The following is a 3933-nucleotide window of genomic DNA, read 5'->3' as shown; positions in this document are numbered from 1 at the left end:
TATATTAAATAATATTTTTGTTTTTGTTAGATAATCAATTCATTCCCTATATTTTAATTTCATACCTTTAATGTAAAAAAAAGATAAAAATGGTGTATAAATATAGATATATATATGAGAGAAAGTTAAATTTTTTTATTAATAATTAATTTAATAAAAGTTATAACTATTATTTCTAAAAAAATTAATAGGGGGATGAGATATTATGGTAAAAAGAATTGTTAGTAGCATTCTCTCAGTTACTTTACTAACTAGTTGTATTACTTTTTCAAGCCATGAAACAAAGGTAAAAGCTGAAAGTAAAACAACTATCAATAGTAATAGTCAAATAACTGATAAAGGCCGAATTAATACAGTGGCTAATGACAATGTTACTACATCAAAAATCATTGAAGGAACTGATGCTGAAAATGAGTTTGAAATAACTCTACAAGTAACTACAGAAGAAGATATAAAAAATGTAAATATATCACCAGATGCAGCTACAGTATTAGTTCTGGATAGATCAACAAGTATGAATGAAAAAACATCAGAAGGTATTACTCGTTTTCAGGCTATGAAGACAGCAGCAAATAATTTTTTGACAAAGTTTGCTGATGTCAAAGTTGGAAGTGATGCTAAAAGATTAGTTTCTATTGTATCTTTTGCTACTGATGTAAAAAATGAAACTTACAGTAACAATGGAAACCAATGGTTTAATGTGACAAATACAAATGATTTAAGTACAGCAACATCAAAAGTAAATACAATTACTAATCCTAGTGGTTGGACAAATGTTGAAGGTGCATTATTAATGGCTAACAACATTGTAAATGATGGGAAAAATAGTAAGGTTCTTGAGGGAATAGAAAATGTTAATATTATTTTATTAACAGATGGTTGTCCTACTGCCTATGCTACTAATAATGAGAGAGATAGTATTAAGAGTATGTCAGGTAAAACAAGTGGAAGTTTTGAACATTCAGAAATGAGCACTTGGAAGCCTGTAGGTGGTACTGTAAATGGAGTATCTGCAAATGCAAATAATATTTCTAAAACTATTAAAGATGGTGGAACAAATTTATATACTATTGCATTTTCAACTACACCAGTAGATTATTACTATGAAAATGGTAAAGCTAAACTAAATCCAAGTGATTGGATGGCAACTTTTGCAGATAGTAATTTCTTAGCTAATAATGCCTCAGAATTAACTGAGCAATTTGAAAAAATCAGCAAGTTAATTGCTTTAAGTTCTGACGCTTGGAAAGTTACTGACCCTATGGGAGAAAATGTTATTTTTAAAGGAGTTATAGATGAAGGAAATAAAAATGTTTATAGCTTTGATAATGAAAGTAATACTTTAACATGGGATATAAAGAAGAGTACTCCAGTAGAAAGTAAAACAGATGGAGGAAATACAAAGTACACTTATACATTAAAATATAAGATTGCTTTAGATACAACTAAGGAAAATTTTAATTATACTAATGTTAGTACAAATGGAGAAACAATATTAGATTATTATTTATTCTCAAAACAAGGACAAGACCAAAGTGTAGAATTAAAACATGCTAATTTTAATATTCCTAAGGTAAAGGCTTCCTTTGGAAATCTTAGCTTCAAAAAAGTTAATGAAAAAAATGAAGCTATGGCTAATGTACAATTTACACTTACAGGAACTGCTACTGGTTCTGGAAAGTCAGTAACAATGACAGCTAAATCTGATGAAAATGGTAATGTATCATTAACAAATATCCCAGCAGGGGTATATACATTAACTGAAACAGCACCTAATGGCTATGTAGCAGCAGGACCATGGAATGTAAAAGTATCTTATGGAAAAGTTACTAAGGATGAATCATTAGGTGATACAATAATAAACTATCCAACAGTTAGAAATATTTCTGTTGAAAAGAAGTGGACTGGATTACCAGAAGGTCAAACAGAATTACCTGAAAGTGTAACTATAAGACTTTATAAGAATAATGAGGCAACTGATAATACTTTAGTTTTAACTTCTAATACTAAATGGGCAGGAGCATTTAATAATCTTCCATATGTAGATGAAAATGGTAAGGTAATAAATTATTCAGTGCAAGAAGATAAAGTAAATGGATATAATTTAGCTATTTCATTTGATAAAAATGAAAATAAATATTTAGTTACTAATTCATATAATCCTGAAATTATAGACATTATAGGACATAAAACTTGGATTGATGATTTTGGTGATATTCATGAATTTGTTCCAACTATAAGAATTACTTTACAAAGAACTACAGCAGATAATTGGAACGATGAAAATGCTATAGAAGATGTACAAACTATTGAATTAAGGAGTGGAGAACTTTATTATAATTTCAGTAATCTTCCAAAGACAGCTACAAATTCAAAGGATTATAAGTATCGTGTAAGAGAAGCTCATGTAGACGGTTATGCGACTATATATAATGATAATTTTAATATTACTAATAAATACACTCCTGAAAGTACTTCATTAAAAGTAAATAAAGAGTGGATAAATGTAGATGCTTATAATGATGTTTTACCAACAGTTAGAGTAATACTTTATCAAGATGGAGAAGAATATAGAGATCAAGTTTTAAGCAGTGATAATAAATTTAGTTTTACTTTTGAGAATTTACCTAAATATGAGAAATCAGGGGTTGAATATAACTATACTGTTAAAGAAGTTATGCAAGAAGGAACAGTTGGTTACTCTAGCAGTCAAGTAAAAAATAATGATGGAAGCATAACTATAACAAATACTTTTGATAATACAAAGATTAGCATTTCAGGAATAAAGAAATGGGAAAGTGTTCCTGCAGGTGAAGAAGTTCCTTCAATTAAATTACACCTTTATCAAAATGGTGTTGAACTTACAGATAAAGTATTAACATTAAATGGTGGCGTAAAACAAGAGGGAAAAGAAGCTTATGTATTTGAGAATCTTCCTAAATATTCTACTGAAGGTAAAGAATATGTATATACAGTAATTGAAGATAGTGTTCATGGATATACATCTAGTGGTGAAGGTAATTCAGCAAATAATTATGAGATTACTAATAAATTTACACCTGGAACTATAACTGTAATGGGACAAAAAACTTGGGAAGGTATAAAAGCCCAAGCTAAAGATAAGGTTCCAGATATAACAATTACTTTAGAAAGTTTAATTGATGGAGAAGATTGGAAATCAACAGGAAAAACTATTACTTTAAAAGAAGGAAAAAATACTTATAAATTTGAAGATTTACCGAAGTATTGTCCGAATGGAAATGAATATCAATATCGTGTAGTTGAAAGTTCTGTTGATGGATATACTAGCTCACATAATGGAAGCTACAATATTATAAATACCTATACTCCAGGAGAAACATCAGTTAAGGTTACTAAGCAATGGGTAAATGTAGACCCTAATAATAATATTGTTCCAGAAGTTAAGATTGTATTAAATCAAAATGGAAAAGAAATTAAGAGTGTAATCTTAGATAATGAAAATAACTACACATATACATTTGAAAAGTTAGATAAATATGCTCCAACAGGAGAATTATATGTATACACTGTTGTAGAAGTATTAGCTGAAGGTGTAGAAGGTTATAAAAATAATATAATTTCAGGCGAGAATGGCTATATAATTGAAAATATATTTGATAGCGAAGCTACTGTAGATATAAACTTTAATAAAGTATGGGAAGGAATTTCTAAGGATTCAGAAGTGCCATCAATAACATTACATCTTTATCAAAATGGAGTAGAACTTACAGATAAAGTTGTTACATTAAAGGGTGGAGTAAAGGAAAATGGAAAAGAATCTTATGTATTTGAGAATCTTCCTAAATATTCTACAGATGGTACAGAGTACGTTTATACAGTACAAGAAGATAGCATTAATGGATATACATCTAGTGGAGAAGCTACTGTATCTAATAATTATACAATTACAAA

Annotated in this window: 1 protein-coding gene; it reads left to right on the top strand. The window is 28.7% G+C overall.

The genetic code is table 11. The features are described 5' to 3' along the window. Positions 1-205: 205 nt before the first annotated feature. On the top strand, positions 206-3933 hold a 3728-nt coding region (locus tag HUJ77_RS03230), incomplete at its 3' end, for a Cna B-type domain-containing protein (protein WP_291707135.1).

It is taken from the genome of Clostridium sp., from assembly GCF_021443865.1.
Lineage (GTDB): Bacteria > Bacillota > Clostridia > Clostridiales > Clostridiaceae > Clostridium.
The sequence above is the reverse complement of the archived record's forward strand: the minus strand, read 5'-3'. Positions and strand labels throughout refer to the sequence as shown.